The sequence below is a fragment of the Flexivirga sp. G2 genome (assembly GCF_055397625.1).
Genome location: NZ_AP039675.1, coordinates 1,888,050 through 1,905,906 on the forward strand (window position 1 = coordinate 1,888,050; position 17,857 = coordinate 1,905,906).

16 protein-coding genes are annotated in these 17,857 nt (G+C 70.3%); 13 read left to right on the top strand and 3 right to left on the bottom strand.

Annotation, left to right across the window (positions count from 1 at the left end):
- Positions 1–87: 87 nt before the first annotated feature.
- Positions 88–894: an LLM class F420-dependent oxidoreductase gene (locus ACZ50J_RS09000; RefSeq protein ID WP_464300933.1), complete on the bottom strand. Its 807-nt coding sequence runs from the start codon at positions 892–894 to the stop codon at positions 88–90.
- Between ACZ50J_RS09000 and ACZ50J_RS09005 the strand changes: the two genes are divergently transcribed.
- Positions 893–1,996 carry an alpha-hydroxy acid oxidase gene (locus tag ACZ50J_RS09005; protein WP_464300934.1) on the top strand — a complete coding sequence of 368 codons (1,104 nt, stop codon included), beginning with the start codon at positions 893–895 and terminating at the stop codon, positions 1,994–1,996. The two genes, ACZ50J_RS09000 and ACZ50J_RS09005, sit on opposite strands and share 2 nt — an antisense overlap.
- Before the next feature lie 2 nt (positions 1,997–1,998).
- On the opposite strand, the gene ACZ50J_RS09010 is transcribed toward ACZ50J_RS09005, so the two are convergent.
- Complete coding sequence (locus ACZ50J_RS09010) at positions 1,999–2,610, bottom strand: nitroreductase family protein (RefSeq protein WP_464300935.1); 612 nt, start codon at positions 2,608–2,610, stop codon at positions 1,999–2,001.
- Between the two features lie 187 nt (positions 2,611–2,797).
- On the opposite strand from ACZ50J_RS09010, the gene ACZ50J_RS09015 reads away from it, so the two are divergent.
- The 7 genes from ACZ50J_RS09015 to ACZ50J_RS09045 all read left to right on the top strand — a co-directional run bounded on the left by ACZ50J_RS09015 (position 2,798) and on the right by ACZ50J_RS09045 (position 12,122).
- On the top strand, positions 2,798–3,304 hold the full coding sequence (locus ACZ50J_RS09015) for an RNA polymerase sigma factor (protein WP_464300936.1): 507 nt from the start codon (positions 2,798–2,800) through the stop codon (positions 3,302–3,304).
- The gene (locus ACZ50J_RS09020; protein WP_464300937.1) at positions 3,301–4,812 is read left to right on the top strand and encodes a hypothetical protein; all 1,512 of its coding nucleotides are present in this window, start codon (positions 3,301–3,303) and stop codon (positions 4,810–4,812) included. The genes ACZ50J_RS09015 and ACZ50J_RS09020 overlap by 4 nt, the downstream gene beginning before the upstream one ends.
- 25 nt (positions 4,813–4,837) lie before the next feature.
- Entirely contained in the window at positions 4,838–7,537 is a 2,700-nt protein-coding gene (locus ACZ50J_RS09025) for a bifunctional acetate--CoA ligase family protein/GNAT family N-acetyltransferase (RefSeq protein WP_464300938.1), read from the top strand.
- A gap of 86 nt (positions 7,538–7,623) precedes the next feature.
- Entirely contained in the window at positions 7,624–8,232 is a 609-nt protein-coding gene (locus ACZ50J_RS09030; protein WP_464300939.1) for a DUF5998 family protein, read from the top strand.
- 7 nt (positions 8,233–8,239) lie between these two features.
- Complete coding sequence (locus ACZ50J_RS09035; RefSeq protein WP_464300940.1) at positions 8,240–9,391, top strand: alkaline phosphatase family protein; 1,152 nt, start codon at positions 8,240–8,242, stop codon at positions 9,389–9,391.
- 36 nt (positions 9,392–9,427) lie between these two features.
- Positions 9,428–10,132 carry a thymidine kinase gene (locus ACZ50J_RS09040; RefSeq protein ID WP_464300941.1) on the top strand — a complete coding sequence of 235 codons (705 nt, stop codon included), beginning with the start codon at positions 9,428–9,430 and terminating at the stop codon, positions 10,130–10,132.
- 37 nt (positions 10,133–10,169) lie between these two features.
- Positions 10,170–12,122 carry an MFS transporter gene (locus ACZ50J_RS09045; RefSeq protein ID WP_464300942.1) on the top strand — a complete coding sequence of 651 codons (1,953 nt, stop codon included), beginning with the start codon at positions 10,170–10,172 and terminating at the stop codon, positions 12,120–12,122.
- A 15-nt stretch (positions 12,123–12,137) separates the two neighbouring features.
- Here ACZ50J_RS09045 and sepH read toward each other — a convergent pair whose 3' ends face one another.
- Positions 12,138–13,607, bottom strand: coding sequence for a septation protein SepH (gene sepH, locus ACZ50J_RS09050; protein WP_464300943.1), 1,470 nt, complete (start codon positions 13,605–13,607; stop codon positions 12,138–12,140).
- A 214-nt stretch (positions 13,608–13,821) separates the two neighbouring features.
- Here sepH and ACZ50J_RS09055 point away from each other — a divergent pair, with 214 nt between their 5' ends.
- The 5 genes from ACZ50J_RS09055 (at position 13,822) to ACZ50J_RS09075 (ending at position 17,778) form a co-directional block, all read left to right on the top strand.
- Positions 13,822–15,042: a ferrochelatase gene (locus ACZ50J_RS09055; protein WP_464300944.1), complete on the top strand. Its 1,221-nt coding sequence runs from the start codon at positions 13,822–13,824 to the stop codon at positions 15,040–15,042.
- On the top strand, positions 15,042–15,884 hold the full coding sequence (locus ACZ50J_RS09060) for an inositol monophosphatase family protein (RefSeq protein WP_464300945.1): 843 nt from the start codon (positions 15,042–15,044) through the stop codon (positions 15,882–15,884). The genes ACZ50J_RS09055 and ACZ50J_RS09060 overlap by 1 nt, the downstream gene beginning before the upstream one ends.
- Positions 15,885–16,069: 185 nt before the next feature.
- A complete protein-coding gene (locus tag ACZ50J_RS09065; protein WP_464300946.1) occupies positions 16,070–16,369 on the top strand; it encodes a DUF4193 domain-containing protein in 300 nt (99 codons plus the stop codon).
- 3 nt (positions 16,370–16,372) lie between these two features.
- Positions 16,373–16,825, top strand: coding sequence for a dUTP diphosphatase (gene dut / locus ACZ50J_RS09070; protein WP_464300947.1), 453 nt, complete (start codon positions 16,373–16,375; stop codon positions 16,823–16,825).
- A gap of 65 nt (positions 16,826–16,890) precedes the next feature.
- Positions 16,891–17,778: a DUF3710 domain-containing protein gene (locus ACZ50J_RS09075; protein ID WP_464300948.1), complete on the top strand. Its 888-nt coding sequence runs from the start codon at positions 16,891–16,893 to the stop codon at positions 17,776–17,778.
- Positions 17,779–17,857: the final 79 nt, after the last annotated feature.

Genomic DNA, 17,857 nt, shown 5'->3' on the forward strand with positions numbered 1-17,857 from the left:
TGGCTTTCGGGCTCCAGCGCGCCGTATGGCGGGACGTCCGGGCCTCGTGCGGAAGGGCCGACTGCCCGCTGATGTATCGGCCGCTCGTCAGGCGTTGATGCGGTCCCGCCAGGCGACCCACTGCTGCAGGGTCGAGTAGTCGAAGTCCGGGCCGGCGACCGGCACGGTGAACAGACGGGCGCCGAGATCCAGCAGGGGCTCCCCCTCGACCTCCGGCGCCCCCGGGAGACCACCGTCACGGCCGCGGCCACCGACGCCGACCGACACCTCGATCTCGTCGATCGACCGGCCGATCGCGTCGCAGTGACCGCGGAGCACCTCCAGCTTGTGGGCGAGGACGTCGGCGTCGGCGAAGGTGTGCCAGATGTCGGCGTGCTGCGCCACCAGGCGCAGCGTCTTCTTTTCGCCGCCACCGCCGATCAGGACCGGCATCGGGCCGACCGGTGTGGGGTTCAGCGCGGCGAGTCGGGACTCGATGCGCGGCAGGGCTGACGCGAGGTCATCGAGCCGGCGGCCGGCGGTCTGGAAGTCGAATCCATACTGCTCGTAGTCCTTTTCGAACCAACCTGAGCCGATCCCCAGGACGAGGCGACCGTTCGAGATGTGGTCGACGGTACGTGCCATGTCGGCGAGCAGATCGGGGTTGCGGTAGCTGTTGCAGGTCACCAGCGCACCCAGCTGGATGTGTGAGGTCTGCTCGGCCCACGCGGCGAGCATCGTCCAGCACTCGAAGTGCTGACCCTCCGGATCACCGGTGAGCGGGTAGAAGTGATCCCAGTTGAACGCCACGTCGACGCCGAGGTCTTCGGCGCGGCGCACCGCATCCCGGATCCGGTCGTACGACGCATGTTGCGGCTGGATCTGGACGGCGATGCGCACCGGGCGTGAGGTCATGTCCGCAACACTAGGTGAACAGACCACCGCGCCCGAGGAGGGAACGTCCGTGCACGAAGAGCTCGAACAACTGCGCGACCGCGCCGAACGGATCGTGCCGCCGGACTCCTGGAGCTATCTCAACCGCGGCTCCGGTGATCAGCGCACGGTCGACGAGGCGCACGACGCCTGGGACCGGTACCGGCTCCGGCCGCGTGTACTGCGTGACGTCTCCCGGGTGACGACCGACCTCGAGCTCTTCGGCCGGTGGCGAACGCCGGTCGGTATCGCCCCCACCGCTTTTCACGCCCTGCTGCACCCGGAGGGCGAGGTTGCGACCGCCGCGGGCGCTGCGGCCGCCGGCGCCCCGATGGTCGTCTCCAGCCGGGCCACCCGCCGCATCGAGGACGTCGCCGCGGCGATCGGCGGGGCCTGGTGGTTCCAGGTCTACCTGATGCGCGAGCGCGCGATCACCGAGGCACTGATCCGACGCGCGGCGGCCGCCGGCGCCACCGCGATGGTGCTGACGGCGGACACGCCATACGTCGGGCACCGTGCGCGCAGCGCCGTGTTGAGCCGCCCGTTGCCGCTGACCGACGAGCAGGCGCTGACGAACATGGGCGACCACCTGCCGCCCGACGTCACCGACGTCTGGGAATTGATCGACCAGCGAGCCGATCTGTCCCTCGACGACATCGCCTGGGTGGCCGACGCGTCCGACCTGCCGGTGATCGTCAAGGGTGTGCTGCGGGCGGACGATGCCATCGCCTGTGTCGATGCCGGGGCGTCCGGCGTCTGGGTCAGCAATCACGGTGGACGTCAGTTGGACCGCGCTGTCCCGACCGCGGCAGCGTTGCCGGAAGTCGTTGCGGCAGTGAGTGATTCGGTGCCGGTTGTTGTTGATGGGGGAGTGCGCGACGGTTTCGATGCCCTGACCGCACTCGCGCTCGGTGCCCGTGCGGTGATGCTGGGCCGTCCGGTCATGTGGGCGCTCGCCGCGGGAGGCGGTGACGCCGTGGCGACGGCACTGACGGAGCTGACTGCCGAACTCCGGCACGCGATGGGACTCGCCGGCGCGGCCGGGCTCGCGGAGCTGGACCCGTCGATGGTGACCGCACGCTGACCTCAGGGGGTCGCGCCGCCGAACCGGCCGTAGTGCGTGACCTCACCGAAGTCGCGGCGTCGCACGGCCTTCGTGCTGCCGGACGGCTTCGTCTCGGCCGGGTGGCCGATGGCGACCACGCCGACGATCCCACGATCGGCCGGTATGGCGAACGCCTCGCGCACCGCATCGAGGCGCTCGACCGGAACCCCGAAGAACAGCGCGCCGAGGTCCTCGTCGACCGCGCCGAGCAGCATCAGCAGTGCCGCCATACCGGTGTCGACGTCCCAGTACGGCACCGGCCAGTGTTCCTCCGACTGGTCCTGCCAGGGCTTGTCGTCACGGGCGTAGCGCCGCAAGTAGGCGTTCTTGTCCGAGCAGCACAGGATCAGCACGGGCGCGGCGCTGACGCCCCGCAGCCACGAATCCGGTATGCCGTCGTCCGTCGTCGCCGACCAGAACGCCCCGCGTTCGTCGCCGCGCAGCACGACGAAGTCGAATCCCTGGCTGAACCCCGCGCTCGGGGCGCGCACCGCGAGCTCGAGCAGCCGCAGGACCGTCTCCGGGGGAACGTCCTGGTCGGGATCGAACCGGCGGACCATCCGGCGTCGCAGCACCGCGTCACGCAACTCCATGGTTCAGAGACTAGGCAATTCGGCACGTTACGATTTCCGCTGGCCGGGAATGATTTCCGGCCGGACAACAACGCACACGTGGCGGACAACCAACCGTGCGGGCCGTTGCGGCGTCTGCACGGGTATGACGGCGACGATCATCGGTCAGCACGCTGCTGTCCGTCTCCCACGGGAAAGGTGGCGATGGGTGGCTTCGGGGGAAGCAGCCGTCGAACAGGCCGTCCGCGAGGTGTATGACGCACACTTCGGACGACTTGTCGGTTGGACCACGCAGTTGATCGGTGACCGCGACCTGGCACATGACGTCGCCACGGAGGCGTTCGTCAAGCTGATGACGCATTGGCACTCGGTGCAGGATCCGCGGGCCTGGCTCTACACGGCGGCCGCCAATCAGGTGCGGGACCACTGGCGCAAGCGTGGCCGGGAGGCGTCGGCATACGAGAAGTTCATGGGCGGCAACGCCCGGGCGGTCGACGTCGCCGAACCCGGACTGGACACGGCGACCCGGCTGACGGTGCGCGATGCCGTCGAATCGCTACCCGAGCGCTTCCGGCTCGTGGTCCTGTTGCACTATTTCGCCGATCTGTCGGTCGCGCAGGTCGCCCTGCAGACGGGCAAGGGCGAGGGCACGATCAAGCGCGACCTGCACGACGCACGCAAGTTGCTGGCACAACGGTTGGAGGTGACCCGATGAGCGACGAGACCGGAGACCTGAACCCGAACGGCGGTGACGCGCGGAACGACCGACTGCGCGACGAGCCGCACGGGGAGCCGTCCGCCGCGCGCGACGAGGTGGCGGACTTCTTCACGGCTGCGCGGGCTCAGGTGCGTGACGAGCGGTCGACCGATCTCGACTGGCAGCGCATCGTCAGTGGCGCCCGGCGCTCCAGCCGGCGGCGCAACCGGCTGGCGCTGATGTCCAGTGCCGCCGTCGCGATCATCGCGATCTTCGCCATCTTCCTGTGGCAGCAGCAGGGCGTCGGAGGCGGTGTGCAGCAGGGCGAGGCCGTCGTCGGCGCGACGGACCAGGCGCAGACCGGCGAGCCGACGACCACGCCGTCCTCCGTGTCGTCCCAGCAGGCCCCGACCAAGGTGCCCCCCAGTTTCCACACCTGGTCGGTCAGCAATGCCGGGCAGAGCACGCTCTATGCCCTGGGCCAGCAGGACTGTGGCGGCGACATCTGCCCGGTGCTGCTCAAGTCCGGCACCAACGGCGGCTCCTGGACCGCGGTGCACAAGTTCACCGGCACCGATGTGTCCGCGGCGAGCGGGAACGAGATCCCCCAGATCCAGCCGCAGCGGGCCATCAGCCAGGCCCGGTTCGCGACGCCGAGTGTCGGATACGTCTTCGGCGGCGACCTGTGGGTCACCCGTGACAGCGGGGCCAGCTTCACCAAGATGAGCCACCCCGGTGACACGGTGCTGGACGTCGAGATCAACCAGGGCGAGGCCGTCCTGCTCAGCGCCGACAACTGCGCACAGGGCGAGTGCAACGGGCCGATCCACGTGACCCGCTTCGATCCGGCCAAGGACGCCGTTTCGGGGTCCGAGGTGCAGATGACGCCGAGCACCCCGGTCCGGGCCGGCACCGTCGCCGTGCAACAGGGCCAGGTCTTCGTCCAGTTGACCGCCTCGGACGCCTCGAAGACGATCGCACCGATGCGGCTGGACGGCACGAAGCTCACTGCGCTCAGCGCACCGGCGTCCGTCTGCGGCGGTACGGCCCTGCAGTCGGTCACGCCGGCCACCAACGGCAAGCCGACGCTCTTCGCCATCTGCGACCCGAAGGCGTCGGGCACCAGCGACACGACATACACGATCGTGAGCAGTGACACCGACGGGAAGTCCTGGCGGAGCGTTTCGTCCGGCGCCCTGACGCTGCCGCGGCTCGGCCAGGTGTGGCTCGCGGCCGCCGACCCCAACCACCTGGTCGCGTCCGCGGGCGGTCCGCGGAGCATCACCGGCGTTCCCGCGCAGACCGGCAGCGGCAGCCTGATGGTCTCGACCAACGGCGGAACCGGTTTCGGTGCCGCGATCACGACACCGAAGGGCACCAAGCTCCCGAAGAGCGGCTTCGACTGGACGGCCAGTGCCGGCGGGCCCATCTTCTACGCCGTGCCGCGGACGACGGCCGGGTTCTGGATGACGACCAAGTTCGGCGGCCCCTGGTTGCTGGTCGACCCGCGTCACTCGGGGGCGTGAGGCCCGGACCTGGCATGCTCGGGTCATGAACTCGACCGACGACATGTCCGCGGGCGAGCTGCCGCCGGGCTACCCACGGGATTGGGAAGCCGATGTCGTGCTGCGGGACGGATCGGTCGCCCAGGTGCGCCCCATCCGGCCGGACGACGTGGAGCTGCTCAAGGAGTTCCACGACCGACAGTCCGACGAGTCGATCTACCTGCGTTTCTTCGCCCCGCTGAAGCATCTGTCGGACCGTGAGGCGACCAGGTTCGCCAATGTCGACTACGTCCAGCGGGTCGCGCTCATCGTCGAGGCGGGCGGCCGGATGGTCGGGGTCGCCCGCTACGACCGACTCACCGGACCGGACGGTCCCCGGGCCGAGGTCGCCTTCAACATCGCCGACGACTTCCAGGGTCGCGGTGTCGGCTCGGTGCTGCTGGAGCACCTGGCCGAGATCGGCGCGGAGGCGGGCGTCGAGGAGTTCGTCGCGGATGTCCTGCCGCAGAACCACAAGATGATGTCGGTGTTCACCGATGCCGGCTTCGCCGTGCAACGACGCTTCGACGACGGCGTCATCGCGCTGTCCTTCCGGATCGAGCCGACCGAGCAGTCACAGGCCGTGCGCGCTGCCCGTGAGCAGCGTGCCGAGGCCCGCAGCATGCGTTCGTTGCTGGCGCCCTCGTCGATCGCCGTCGTCGGCGTCGGCGCCGCACCGACCGGGGTCGGCCGAGGTGTCTTCGACCACCTGCAGGCCGGCGGCTTCACCGGTGCCCTGTATGCCGTCAACCGCAATGTCCATCACGAGATCCGTGACGTGACAGTGCATCCCAGCGTCGACGCGTTGCCCGGACCGGCCGAGCTGGTCGTCATCGCGGTGCCCGCCGCCGAGGTGATGCAGGTGGTGCACGACTGCGCCGAGCATGGGGTGAAGGCGCTCGTGGTGATCTCCGCCGGGTTCGCCGAGGCCGGACCGGAGGGTGCGCGGCTGCAGGACGAACTCGTCCGCACCGCGCGCCGGCACGGCATGCGCGTGGCCGGTCCCAACTCCTTCGGGCTGATCAACACCCGCGACGACGTCCGGATGAACGCCACCCTCGCCCCCGAGATGCCGGGCAACGGCAGTTTCGGCCTCTTCGCGCAGAGCGGTGCGCTCGGCATCGCGGTCCTCGATTTCGCCGATCGCCGCGGACTCGGGCTGACCGACTTCGTCTCGACCGGCAACCGCGCCGATGTCTCGGGCAACGACGTCATGCAGGGCTGGATGGACGATCCGCGCACCGAGGCGGTCGGGCTCTACCTGGAGTCGATGGGCAACCCGCGCAAGTTCTCGAGAATCGCGCGCCGACTGTCGCTGCAGAAACCGGTCATCGTGGTGAAGTCCGGTGTCTCCTCGTATGGCGTGCCACCCGGCCACCGGGTCCGCCCCACCCACACCTCGCCGGATGCGTTCAAGTCGATGCTGCGGCAGGCGGGCGTCATACGCGTGGAGAACCTGCACCAGATGTTCGATGTCGCGCAGTTGGTGGTCAACCAGCCGATCCCTCGGGGTCCGCACGTGGCGATCGTCGGCAACTCCGACGCACTCGGCGCGCTGGCGGCGGACAACGCGGTCAGTTGGGGCCTGCAGATCACCCACGGCCCGGTCAACCTGCCGGCCGACTGCACGCCGGCGCAACTGGAAGCGGCGCTCGAGGCGGCATTCGCAGACCCCGATGTCGACAGTGTCGTCACCGCGCTGATGCAGCCCCTCATCATCGAGGGCATCAGCCTGGCCGCGACGCTCGCCACCGTGTCCGCGCGGCACGAGAAGCCTTGCTTGACAACGTTTCTCGGCATCAGCGGCGTCAGTGACGCGCTGTCCGCGCCCGACCCGCAGACCCAGGTCGAGCGATTCGTGCCCGCCTACACGGTGCCGGAGGACGGTGTCCGAGCGCTCGCGGCAGCCACCCGGTACGGCGAGTGGCGCGCGACCGACCGGGGCGCGCCGGTGCTCCCGGACGGCATCGACCGTGCCGCTGCCGAGCGGCTGGTCGACCGGGTCCTGGAAGCCTCGCCCGACGGTCGGCAGCTGACGCCCGCGGAGGTGCACGAGCTGCTCGCGGCATACGGCGTCGAGGTGTGGCCGCACACCCCCGTGCGATCCGCCGAGGACGCGGTGCGGGTCGCGGACCAGCTGGGCTATCCGGTCGTGGTCAAGTCGGTGTCACCGCTGGTCCGCACCCAGCCGGTCACCGCGGTCCGGGTCGACCTCACGACCGCGGAGGCGGTGCGGGACGCCTACCTGACTCTCGACGAGCGGCTGGCACCTCTGCACGCCAATCGCCTTGTCGTGCAACGTATGGCGGTCCCCGGCATACCTTGCGTCGTGACGACGGGGGAGGACCCGCTGTTCGGACCGGTGGTGCGGTTCAGTCTCGCCGGAGCGCCCACGGAGGTGATGGGCGACGTCGCCTATCGCATCCCGCCACTGACCGAGGTGGACGTGCGCGACCTGATCAACTCGGTCCGGGCCGCACCGCTGTTGCACGGTCGTGGCGGCGGGCTCGCGGTCGACCAGGCGGCGTTGGAGGACGTCATCGCACGGATCTCGGTGCTGGCCGAGCACCTGCCGGATGTCGCGTCCCTGGAACTCAATCCGGTCAACACCCATGGCGGCGGCCTGGAGGTGCTCGGCGCCGAGGTGACGGTCGCGCCGCCCGTGCTGCGCACCGACTCCGGACGCCGGTCCCTGCCCAAGACCTGACAGCCGGGTTCGTCGTTCGGCCACCGGTCGTCGCCGATGCTCAAGCCGTCCTTCGACCGGATGGCGGACCTGCGACAATGACGGCTATGTCTTCGTCCAGTAAGCAGATCACCGCGTCGGCGTTGCCGGCCGTGCTCCTCGCCGACATCGAGCAGGCGGGCTATTTCCCGTTGCTGGTGGCGGACGTGGTGGCCGCCGCGGTGGGCACCGAGAGCGTCACGTCGCATTTGGTGCACGCGGAGACGACGATCGACAACGAGACGGTTCGACGCCACGTCACGGTCTTCGTCCTCACCGGCAGCCGGCTGATCCTGGCGCACGCCGACGACCACGCGCCCACGCCGGACTCGCCGGTGCAGCACCTCGGGATGGTCGCGACGGCCACCAGCGAAACCGTGCCACTGTCCTGCGTCCGCGGGGTGATGCTCGCCCGGGTCGTACCCGACCCCGAGAAGTATGTCGAGGGCTCCTTCGGTCGCGAGGTCACGCTGACGATCTCCTGGGGTGCGGTGTCCCGCGTCGACCTGCTGCCGGCCAACTGTGCCGACCCGACCTGCGACGCGGACCACGGCTACGAGGGCACCATCACCGGCGACGACGTAACCGTCCGCGTGAGCGCTGACGCCGACGGCGATGCCAATCTGCAGCAGGCACAGGCATTTTCGACGGCCTTGTCGGCCGCCATCGGTCGGTGACCCGCCGGTGAGCTGGGGGACACCCCCGTCATACGACGGCGGAGGCCTGGCCGGTGTGTTGCCTCGTGTCGTCGGATCCCTGGGCGGTCCGGACCTGCACCCGGCGGCGACCGCAGCACCGCTTCCGGAGGCGAAGCGTGCCGTCGTCGTGCTCGCCGACGGGCTGGGCGCCGATCTGCTGCGGCGCCGTTCGGGACATGCGCCGTTCCTGCGTATGGCGGCGGCCGGTCAGGACCCCGCCATACCGGGTGTGTTGACGGCGGGCTTTCCGTCCACGACGGCGACCAGCATGGGCACCTTCGGCACCGGCCTGCCTCCGGGCACGCACGGGCTGGCGGGGTACCAGGTGCGGGCACCGGGCACCGACCGGCTCTTCAACGAACTGGACTGGATCGACGGCCCGGATCCCAAGCAATGGCAGCCGCATCCGACGGTCTTCGAGCAGACGGTTGCTGCCGGCGTGCCCGTGACGATGGTCGGTCCGGCGAAGTTCGACGGCTCGGGCCTGACGACATCTGCGTTGCGCGGTGCCCGGTTCGCCGGCGCCCGCGACCTGCCGTCCGCGGTCGACGCCGCGGTCAAGGCCGCGCGCGCCACCCCGCGCGCGCTGGTCTATCTCTACTGGGGCGACGTGGACCGCACTGGTCACCAGCACGGGTGCGAGTCGTGGCAGTGGGGCGAGGCGGTCGAACTGCTCGACGGCGAATTGCGGCGGCTGCGCGCCCGACTACCGGACGACACGTCGCTCACCGTCACCGCCGACCACGGCATGGTCGACGTGCCGGACGCCGCCAAGACCGACATCGCGCGCGACCGCGAACTGCGTGCCGGCGTCGAGTTGGTCGGCGGGGAACCGCGCGGCCTGCAGCTCTACTGCCGACCCGGCGCCGCCGACGACGTGGCGGCGACCTGGACGGCGCGAGTCGGTGCCGACGGATGGGTGATGACCCGTGACGAAGCAGTGACCGCAGGCCTTTTCGGTCCGGTGACGCCGGAGGTGTTGCCGCGGTTCGGTGATGTGATCGTCGCGGTGCAGGCGCCGATCGGGTTCGTCGACACGCGCGTGATGAACCCGCGGATCGTCAGCCTGATCGGGCAGCATGGCTCGCTGACCGATGCCGAACTGCAGGTCCCGTTCATCCATCTCCCGGCACGGTGAGTGACCGACCCGAGGCGCCTCGTAGGGTGTCCGTTCGTGGCTGAACTCGTCTTCTTCTCCGGCACGATGGACTGCGGCAAGTCCACGCTCGCCCTCCAGATGGACCACAACCACCGGGCCCGCGGCCGCCGCGGTCTGGTCTTCAGCAAGCTGGACCGGGCCGGTTCCGCGGTGCTGTCCTCCCGATTGGGGTTGTCGCACGAGGCGATCGAGGTCGAGGACTCGCTCGACTTCTGGGAGATCGTCGTCGAACAGGCGACCGGTGGCCGGGTCATCGACTACCTGATCTGTGACGAGGCGCAGTTCTACACGCCGCTGCAGGTGGAGCAGCTCGCCCGACTGGTCGACGAGATGAACATCGACGTCTTCACCTTCGGCATCACCGCCGACTTCCGCGCCCAGCTGTTCCCCGGCTCGCGGCGGCTGATCGAGCTCGCCGACCGCACCCAGGTCCCGCAGGTCGAGGCCCTGTGCTGGTGCGGCAAGCGCGCCACCCACAACGCCCGGGTCGTCGACGGCGACATGGTGGTCGAGGGTGAGCAGGTCGTGGTCGGTGACACCGCGCAGGGCAGCCCGGCCGTCGTGGAGTACGAAGTCCTCTGCCGCCGGCACTACATGCGCCGTATGACGTCCCACGCCGCCCGTACCCAGTCCGTGTCCGCCCAGGTGCTGCCGTTCGATCTCGACCTCTGCCCACTGCCGGGCTCGCAGGCGGATTCAGCGAGCCGCGAGACCCGATGACGTCCCATCCGGCAGGGCCACTTGGCATGATGGGTACATGACACGTGACGGGCGCTCCGGCAGGCAACGCCGGCGCGACGAACGTGACCGGGCTTTCACCGAACCCGTCCAGCAGTCGTCGCGCACGCGGCCGATGCCGCCGGGCCGACGAACGCCTCCCGGTGTGTCCCCGAACGACCCCTGGGCCGGACGGGCGCCCGGGCGGCCCGGGCCTGCCGCGGCACCGCGAGCGGACCGGACCCAGGAGCAGGCGCCATACCGTCCGGATGCCGCGAGCGGTCCGGCTGACGCGCGTCCGGACGACGTCGCCGACGCCCAGCACGGCGGCCGGGAGACGGCGCTGGCCGCCGGCCGCGGAGTCGTCCGCGGCGCGGGAGCGATGGCACGACTCACCGCACTCGCCAGCAAGAAGACGGTGTATGCCGCCCGCAAGGCCAGCGAGGCACAGGGTGCGGGCGAGAGCGGGCTCGCGCGGCTGATCCAGGTCCATGCGTTCAGTTCTGCGGGCGATGCCGCACTGACCATCGGCCTGGCCGGGACGGTGTTCTTCTCGGTCTCCTCGGCACAGGCCAAGGGTCAGGTGCTGTTCTTCCTCTGCTTCACCATGCTCCCGTTCGCTGTCCTGGCACCCCTGATCGGTCCACTGCTGGACCGCTTCAGCCACGGCCGCCGGTGGGCGATCGGCTTCACCCTCGCCATCCGCGCCTTCCTGTGCTGGGTGCTCGCCGGGGCGATCGCCGACGACTCGTTCTGGCTCTTCCCGCTGGCCATGGGAGTGCTCATCGCCTCGAAGGCCTATCTGGTGACCCGTTCGGCGGCCACCCCGCGCCTGTTGCCCGATCAGCTCACGCTCGTCAAGGCGAACGGACGGATGTCCCTGGCCGGTGTCGTCGGTGCCGGTATGGCGGGCGCGCTGGCCGGTGGCGCCGCCAAGCTGGGCGGCGGCGAATGGGCCATGCGCGTGGGTGCGTTGCTCTTCGCGATCGGCACGGTGCTGGCGATCCTGCTGCCGCCACGGGTGGATTCGAGCGTCGGCGAGAAGCCGGCGCCGTCCGGGCTGACCACGGGCAAGGCGACCGGACGCGGGATCGGTCCGGCCGTCGTCACGGCGTTGCGCGCCAACACCGGCCTGCGCTGGCTGTCCGGCTTCCTGACGATCTTTCTCGCGTTCCTGGTGCGCAGCCACCCGTTCCCCGGTTGGGGCGGCAAGGAAACGTTGCTGCTGGCTCTCGTGCTCGGTGCCGCCGGTGCCGGCAACTCGGTCGGCACGGTCGCCGGTGCGGCACTGAAGATCGCGTCACCGAAGACGATCGTCCTCGCGACGCTCATCGCCGATGCGGTGATGGTGGTGATCGCGGCAGCCCACTTCACGGTGTGGACCGCGACCGCGGTCGGCTTCGTGGCCGGCACGAGTCAGCAGCTCGGCAAGCTCGCCCTGGACTCGCAGATCCAGGACACCGTGCCGGAGCACATGCGCACCAGCGTCTTCGGGCGCTCCGAGACGTTGCTGCAGCTGTCGTGGGTCATCGGCGGCATCATCGCGGTCGCCATCCCGACGGACGCCACACTCGGCATGATCATCGCCGCCGTCGTCCTGGTGGCGTGGGCGAGCGTCGTACTCATCTGGACCAGTGGGCGTTCGTTGCCGGTGCCGGGCCGGGTCCGTGAGGCCGTCCCGCGTCCCCGTCGTCCCGGCGACCATCCGAGCGGCCGGCCGGCCGGTCCGCCGGGACCGCGGCAGGACACCGAGCCGGTGCCGTACGACACCCCCGGGCCGTATGACGACCAGCCGACATACCCCTACGACCCGCGCGGTGAGGGCCGGACGCGTCCGGTTGCGGCGCCCCCGCCGCAGCGACCGGGTGACGATCGACCGGATGATCAGGCGGAGACGATCAGCGTGCGCCGCAGTGCGGTGTCCCGGCACCGGCCGGACGAACCCGGCGACGACGACGGTCGACGCCAGCCGCGTCCCGGCGGCTGGCGGTAGCTCCGACCGTCGGGGTCAGTCCCGCCCGGGGCGGCGCCCGAACATGATGTCGTCCCAGCTGGGGACGCTCGGTCGACCCTTGCGTGCCGAACTCGGCCGGTCGGGCACCTCTGTGCGGTCATCGCGCGAAACGGCTTGGGGCCGTGGCGGATCCGCCTTCTTCGTTTCGGTGTTCTTGTCCGATGTGACCGGTGCGTCGTGGTCCTCGGGCTCGGCGTCGGAATCGGGCTGCGTTCCGGCCGCGGCGTCGTGCGTGGTGACGTCGGACTCGTCGTCGGAGCCGGCGGGCTCGACCTGCTCGGTCGTGGATCCGCCATCGCTCCCGGTCCCGGCGTCCTCGTCCGGGGGCAGATCCGCGAAGAGGTCAGCGGTGCCGGTGACCGGGTCGTGACCGAGATCCTCGACGGACGGCTTGGCCTCCGCGTGCTGCTGCTTCGCAGGGGTCGCGTCGTCCGCGTCGGCGAGTTCCTCCTCGCGAGGATGCGATCCGAGCGGGGGCGCCTCGCCGCTGGTGTCCAATTGCTCGCGCGGAGCGGCGTCCTCGGGGAAGTCCTGCTGAGCCGCGGCACGACCCTTGCGACGGCGGTTCTTGGACCGCTCACGCATCGCGGCGACCAGGTCGACGGGTCGCTCGCCGCTCTCAGCGGAGTCCCTGCCCGGGCCCTTGTCGGGGTTCTTGCCGGAGTCCTTGGCCGAGTCCTTACCTGAGTCCTTGCCGGCGGATCCGGGCGATGACTTCGCTCGAGTCGTCCTCGCCGCGGGTGCGGGCTGCTGGGGCATTGCGGTCGCGGAGGTCCGCCCGCCGCGTACCCGGCGCACCTGGGTGCCGCGCGCGGCGTTCAGGCCGCCCTCGGCCTCCACGTCATAGACGGACGCATCCCGGCCGGTCGAGAGCGGACCGGGGGAGTTCTCGTCCTCGCCCAGCCAGCGAGCCTCGTCGTCGGTCGGTTCGAGGGTGCGGCTGCGTACGTCGAAGTGCCAGGTGGCGCGTCGTGGCCGACCGCCGGCGGGAAAGCTGCACAGGACGGTCCAGTCGCCGACGCGCCCTCGCCAGGAGTCCCAGATCACGGCGTCCGGGTCGACGCCACGGCCGTCCAACCGGCGTTCGGCGCGTTCGCCGAAGGTCGTCTCGGCGCGGCCGCCGGCGCCGCTGCCGACCGGGATCGCGCGAGCAAGCCCGGCGATGTGGTCGCGCTCGGCGCGGATCGGCCCCTCGTAACGACGAACCTTCTCGGCGGTCCAGCCGGCTCGTTCGGCGACATCGGCGACGGACACCCCGGCACGCAACAACGCCTGCACGTCGCGCGGCCGGAGTTCCTCGGGGACCGGCACGTCGTCGACATCGGCTGACGGGGTCGGCACGGCGCGGCGCACGGTCGACCGCAGGGCGTCGTCGATGGGCACCGTGAAACGGTCCTCGCCGTCTTCGGTAAGTAGCAGGTGCTCGCCGTCGTCGTGGACGCCGACCAGTCGCAACTCCCGCATGTGCGTCTCTCCCAGGTAGCCGGTGGTGCACCGAGTCCAGCTCGGATCCGTCGGCAGCTGCAGCGCCGCTGCAATCAGCCGCAGCCAACCATGCCACGACGCGCCGTGTCGACCCCGCAGGGCGCGCCGGAGGGCGGCCGGTTGGGCGTCGTACGCTGGCTTCTGCCGACCATTCCGGGGCGGCCTCTTCACGTCTCTCGCCAGGAGCGCATCCATGTCCTCGCCGATCGCGGAGCCCCCAGAGCCGACCGCGCGACCCGACCGGCCCCAGGCCCCCGCCGAGCCGCTGCCCGTCACCGAAGAATCGCCACAGCCGGCCGGTGAGCCGGCCGCCGAGTCGCTGGCGCTCGAGCCGTATGACGCAGTGCTGGTCCTGTCCTTCGGTGGACCCGAGGGCGAGGACGAGGTCATGCCGTTCCTGCGCCGGGTGACCGGTGGGCGCGGCATACCGGACGAGCGGCTGGCGGAGGTCGCCGAGCACTACTACGCACGCGGCGGCCGCAGTCCGATCAACGGGCAGACCCGTGCCCTGCAGCAGGCCATCCGTGCCGAGCTGCGGCGGCGCGGTTTCTCCACGCCGGTGCTGGTCGCCAACCGCAACAGCGAACCGTTCCTGCCGGATGTGCTGCGTGGTGCGCAGGACTCCGGCGCCGAGCGGTTGCTGGTGGTCACGACGAGCGCCTACTCGTCATACAGCTCGTGCCGGCAGTACCGCGAGGACATCGCCGAGGCACTGGAGCAGCTCGCCGACGAGGGCCGCAGCCTGCAGGTCGACAAGATCCGCCAGTACGCCACACATCCGAGCTTCGCCCGGGTCAATGCCCGACTGGTCACCGACGCGGTCCGCGCCAGCGGCCAGGACGACGACGACAAACTGCGGGTCGTCTTCGTGACGCATTCGATCCCGACCGCCATGGACGACACGTCCGGGCCGGGTGACGGGGAGGGCAACCTCTACGAGCACCAGCACGACGAGATCGCGCACGTCATCCTCGACGAGGCGGGCATCACCTTGGACCGCGACCTGCGCGGTGCGCTCGTCTTCTGCTCCCGCTCGGGTAGACCCGAGCAGCCCTGGCTCGAACCGGACGTCAACGACCACCTGCGGCAGCTCGCCGGCAGCGGCATCACGGACGTGGTGGTCGCACCGATCGGTTTCGTCTCCGACCACATGGAGGTCGTGCACGACCTGGACACGGAGGCCGCCGAGACCGCGGCGGAGGTCGGCCTGCGGATGACGCGGGTCCCGACCGTCGGCACCGACGCCGAGTTCGTCATGGGTCTGGTCGACCTGGTCGAGGAACGCGCCGCCGAAGCACGCGGCGAACGGGTCGACGCCCTCGCCTGGCCCGGTGAGGCGATGCCGTCGGTCTGCGCGGCCGGTTGCTGTCCCAACCTACGGCTGGCCAAACCGGCCGCCTGCGGACGGGACTGATGACGATGACCGCGGGGGAGCCGCAGCTGTCGGCCGACGAGATCGCCGACCTGGAGACCATCGCGTGCACGATCGCGCGCGAGGCCGGAGACCTGATCGTCGACGAGCGACCCGAGCACCTCGGCGTGGCCGCCACCAAGAGCACCGAGACCGACGTGGTCACGGTCATGGACAAGCGCAGCGAGGAACTGCTGCGCACCCGGCTCGAGGCCGCCCGACCCGATGACGGGCTGCTGGGCGAGGAGGGTGCGTCGCGGCCCTCGGAGACCGGCATCACCTGGGTCGTCGACCCGATCGACGGCACCGTCAACTACCTCTACGGGCTGCCGGCGTATGCCGTGTCCGTCGCGGCCTGTGTCGGCGACGTGCACACGCCCGGTGCGTGGCGTCCGGTCGCCGGTGCGGTGCTCAACCCCGTCACGGATGAGCTGTTCCATGCCGGGCTCGGCCGTGGGGCGTTCCTGGACTTCGCCGGTCGCTCGTCCGCCATGCACGTGACGGCGCAGGGCGACCTGGCACTGAGTCTGGTGGCGACCGGGTTCGGGTACGACGTCGACAAGCGCAAGCGGCAGGCGGCGCTCGCTGCCGAGGTGATCGGGCGGGTGCGGGACATCCGGAGGGCGGGTAGTGCTGCGCTCGACCTCTGTTCGGTGGCCGCCGGTCGGCTGGACGGTTACTACGAGGCGGGCCTGAACCCCTGGGACCTCGCGGCCGGCTGGCTCATCGCGACCGAGGCAGGTGGCGTCGTCCAGGGTCGTCAGGGCGGTGCGCCGACCGCCGATCTGGTCGTCGCCGGCGGCGCCGAACAGGTGGCGCAACTGGCCCCGCTGGTCGACCGCTGAGGCTCGATCTCGAGCCGGATTTCCGCCTCGTCCGGACCCCGCGTGCGCGCGCGGTCCGCTGATGGGGCAAAATCCCCGCGGTCCGGGCACAAAACGCGAGCGTCCAGCGTTATTGCGGCCGAAGACCAAGAAAACTTCCGCCCCGCGGTGCAGACAGGGGCGATGACGAGAGGGAAAGGCACGCGATGGCAACAGATTACGACGCTCCACGAAAGAACGACGACGACCTCGAGAACGACTCGATCGAGGAGTTGAAGGCACGCCGCAACGACAAGAGCACGTCCAACGTCGACGTCGACGAGACCGAGCAGGCCGAAGGCTTCGAGCTGCCCGGTGCCGACCTGTCGGGCGAGGAGCTCTCGGTCCAGGTGATTCCGCGTCAGAACGACGAGTTCACCTGCTCCAAGTGCTTCCTGGTGCACCACCGCAGCCAGCTGGCGAAGGAAGTCGGCGGACTGCCGGTCTGCACCGAGTGCGCGGCCTGACACATGCAACAACTGCGGGTGGCGGTGCGGCAGCTCGACCCCGAGCTGCCGCTGCCGTCATACGCGCGACCGGGTGACGCCGGCGCGGACCTGCACGCGCGCGAGGATGTGACGATCGCTCCGGGCGAACGCGCAATGATCGCAACGGGAGTCGCGATCGCGCTGCCGGAGGGGTATGCCGCGTTCGTGCACCCGCGGTCGGGCCTCGCTGCTCGTCACGGCATCACCACACTGAATGGTCCCGGCACGGTGGACGCCGGTTACCGCGGCGAGATCAAGGTCAACCTGATCAATCACGATCCGCGCGAGCCGTTCACGGTCCGCCGCGGGGACCGGATCGCCCAACTGGTCGTCCAGGAAGTGGTCGGCGTGCAATGGGCACCGGTCGATTCGCTTCCCGACTCGGTCAGGGGCGACACTGGACATGGGGACAGCGGCGGCTTCGGCGGCCACTGACCATCAACACTGACCACCGAACACTCACAACCGACACCGACAACCACCTAAGGGGCGCGAGCGCAGTGGCAATCTTCCGGCGCAAGGCCAAGGACATGCAGGCCGACGCGGCCGACGCAGCGACCGAGGCCGAGCAGGACACCGACCTCGATCAGGTCGCGGAGTCGGACACTGACGACGCCGACACCGGCTCGGACGACGCCGCTGTCGAGGAGGCCGACGGCGCCGACGAGGCCGAGGACTCGGACGTCGACTCCGCCCGGCTGCCACGCCCTTACGAACTGGACCGGTCGACCGGTCCGTTCGACCGCTCCGAGGTCAAGGACCTGGACGGGCACCTCGATTTCGGTGCGGTGGCGATCGTGCCGATCGCCGGCATGGAGCTGCGGCTCGACGTCGACGACGCTGGCCAGGAGATCACCGGCATCACCGCCGTCGTGGAGGACGCAGCGTGCCAGGTGCAGGCTTTCGCAGCGCCCAAGAGCAAGGGCGTCTGGGACGACATCCGTGACGAGATCGCCGACAACCTGCTGGGTGGCGGTGGCACCGCCGAGGAGAAGCTCGGGCCGCTCGGCATCGAGCTGCACACCCGGATGCCCACGCAGGGCCCGGACGGTCGCACCACTTACGCCCCGGCGCGTTTCGTCGGTGTCGACGGTCCGCGCTGGTTCCTGCGCGCCGTGCTCTCCGGCAACGCCGCGATCGACGAGGCCACCGGCGACCAGCTGGTGGAGTTCCTGCGTCATACGGTCGTGACCCGCGGTGGCGAGCCGCGCGCCCCGCGCGAGATGCTGCCGCTGCAGATCCCGCAGGACGTGCAGGCGCAGGCTGATGCCGAGGCCGCCGCGGAGCAGGACCCGAACGCCAAACCGGACCAGACCGGCGACCGGTCGGACACTGCGGACGACTTCAAGCCGTTCGAGCGCGGCCCGGAGATCACCGAGGTCCGTTGACATGAGCGAGCGCAGCGAGCGGCCCATCGAACCCCGGACAAATGACGACGCTCGACGCACGAGGGAGTCGGCATGAGCG

Bases quoted from the DNA above. Each gene is read 5' to 3' on its own strand.
- ACZ50J_RS09030 (WP_464300939.1), top strand. From the start codon at position 7,624: ATGTCTTCGTCCAGTAAGCAGATCACCGCGTCGGCGTTGCCGGCCGTG.
- ACZ50J_RS09005 (WP_464300934.1), top strand. From the start codon at position 893: ATGTCCGCAACACTAGGTGAACAGACCACCGCGCCCGAGGAGGGAACG.
- dut (WP_464300947.1), top strand. From the start codon at position 16,373: ATGCAACAACTGCGGGTGGCGGTGCGGCAGCTCGACCCCGAGCTGCCG.
- ACZ50J_RS09055 (WP_464300944.1), top strand. From the start codon at position 13,822: ATGTCCTCGCCGATCGCGGAGCCCCCAGAGCCGACCGCGCGACCCGAC.
- ACZ50J_RS09060 (WP_464300945.1), top strand. From the start codon at position 15,042: ATGACGATGACCGCGGGGGAGCCGCAGCTGTCGGCCGACGAGATCGCC.
- ACZ50J_RS09025 (WP_464300938.1), top strand. From the start codon at position 4,838: ATGAACTCGACCGACGACATGTCCGCGGGCGAGCTGCCGCCGGGCTAC.
- ACZ50J_RS09010 (WP_464300935.1), bottom strand. From the start codon at position 2,610: ATGGAGTTGCGTGACGCGGTGCTGCGACGCCGGATGGTCCGCCGGTTC.
- ACZ50J_RS09065 (WP_464300946.1), top strand. From the start codon at position 16,070: ATGGCAACAGATTACGACGCTCCACGAAAGAACGACGACGACCTCGAG.
- ACZ50J_RS09045 (WP_464300942.1), top strand. From the start codon at position 10,170: ATGACACGTGACGGGCGCTCCGGCAGGCAACGCCGGCGCGACGAACGT.
- sepH (WP_464300943.1), bottom strand. From the start codon at position 13,607: ATGCGGGAGTTGCGACTGGTCGGCGTCCACGACGACGGCGAGCACCTG.
- ACZ50J_RS09000 (WP_464300933.1), bottom strand. From the start codon at position 894: ATGACCTCACGCCCGGTGCGCATCGCCGTCCAGATCCAGCCGCAACAT.
- ACZ50J_RS09020 (WP_464300937.1), top strand. From the start codon at position 3,301: ATGAGCGACGAGACCGGAGACCTGAACCCGAACGGCGGTGACGCGCGG.